This window comes from Sporosarcina sp. FSL K6-5500, assembly GCF_038005665.1.
GTDB lineage: Bacteria > Bacillota > Bacilli > Bacillales_A > Planococcaceae > Sporosarcina > Sporosarcina psychrophila.
The window spans coordinates 1-1637 of the sequence record NZ_JBBOTP010000012.1 but is presented as its reverse complement, the minus strand read 5'-3'; the positions used below and the strand labels follow the sequence as shown (position 1 = coordinate 1637).

Annotated in this window: 2 protein-coding genes; both read right to left on the bottom strand. The window is 39.2% G+C overall.

The window, feature by feature from the left end; all coding sequences use genetic code 11:
* Positions 1-116: 116 nt before the first annotated feature.
* Positions 117-353 carry a hypothetical protein gene (locus tag MKX62_RS24365; protein ID WP_340742775.1) on the bottom strand — a complete coding sequence of 79 codons (237 nt, stop codon included), beginning with the start codon at positions 351-353 and terminating at the stop codon, positions 117-119.
* Positions 354-608: 255 nt separating this feature from the next.
* Positions 609-1490 carry a rolling circle replication-associated protein gene (locus MKX62_RS24360; protein WP_340742774.1) on the bottom strand — a complete coding sequence of 294 codons (882 nt, stop codon included), beginning with the start codon at positions 1488-1490 and terminating at the stop codon, positions 609-611.
* Between the last annotated feature and the right edge of the window lie 147 nt (positions 1491-1637).

Here is a 1637-nt window from a genome sequence, read left to right as displayed (position 1 = left end):
AGCGAGCCTCTGCCCCCTAAGAACCCATAAGCCTTGTTGGGGGAAGTTCGCCCCCACCACCCTGCGGGACAGCTTACCTTAGGAGGCCTCTCCCTATCAAGGGACGCTTCGCTCGGTCATTCCAGAGCATTCCGCTGGACAGTCTTCTCAAGTCGTTCAATCGCACCCACCAGTTGCCCCATGTCTGCCATCATCGCCATTGCTTCTTTTTCACGCATGTAATTCTCAATAGCCAATAAAATAAGCGTACTTTTTGGAACTCCCGATTCAAGAGACTCATTATCAAGCCATGTGTTTGCTTTACCGCTAATTCTTGTATTTACACGCACCATTTCCGGTTTTTGCTCAATCATTTTATAAATCCCTCCATTATTTTTAGTTGAGTAGGAAAAGGGAGTGGAATCCCCCCCTACATCTATTCAGTTGTAACATCATTCTATCATCAGTCCGTCATGCCGTCAATAATTGTCTGAATATAAAAAGACGGTTGGTGTGTAGCCCAAGGGACCCCCGCTAGAGCGGACCCTTACACTACACACCAACCATCATAATTATAAAACAGGCGAAAATATATTCGTATATACGGGAATGGATTTTTGTTTTAATGCTTATCTTTTTAGGTTATACTGAACTTGAGTAATAGTGTTTTTGAAACTTTCTTTTTCGACCTTATATTGTTTTTGAAAGTGGGGTTTCACAGACCCTACTATTTTTTTTAGGTTTTTGTAGGTCATTTTTTTTCGTTCAGGATACACTATCCCTTTTGATTTTCTAAAAAGGTTCATTCCAGGAGGATACATCCACAAGCGACCACCTTTAATAAAACGCTTGTCCTTACCGTCCACCTGCTTCACCATCACTTCTTTTTGCCCCTTCACCTCATAACCTTCAGGTACTTCTATGTCAGCTAAATAAGCAGAAAGATAAGCACCAATATTAGTATTATTTTTCAACGACTTGATAGTAACAAATCCTTGTCCCCACATATTTCTCAATTCTTCGTTAGAAATGAACACATTATCCAAATCGTTAAACCTAATTAGCATGTGTATATGCCATGCACCTCTTTGCTGTGGCTCTACAACGTTCATGTAGTCGATCGTAGAACGTCCCTTATATTTATACCGCAAACGCTTCATAAACTTGTCAAAATCAACGTAAAGGCGTTTTGTATCGGTCATATTTTCCGCATAAGTCATTGTGATGTGCAATTCATTAGGATTACCCTTGAAATTCTTGTTAATTAGGAATCTCATTCGTTTAAACGTCTGTCTCAAAGAATTTTCATTATCACCTCTGTTTTCCGACAGTTTAAATTGATGTATTTCTCCAGTAGCAAGATGAACATATCGGTTTTTGTCGATTTTTTGTATATGAACCTTATTATTCTGTTTTTCCATATGTTGCATTTCAAGAATATGACCCATATCGGTAACAGTCACAATGGCACTATTAGCAATATAAATCTGTGCAGTTTGTTTTTGGACCACTCATTTCACCTCTACTTTTTCTCGTAATGTTTAATTGAAATCAAGTTAATAAGAACAATCGTATTCCCACGTCTTTTTCTTCTCCCTATCACCCCCCTTATTCATCAGTTAACCACCGCTGCATGATCTTACATGACCGCCCTTGAC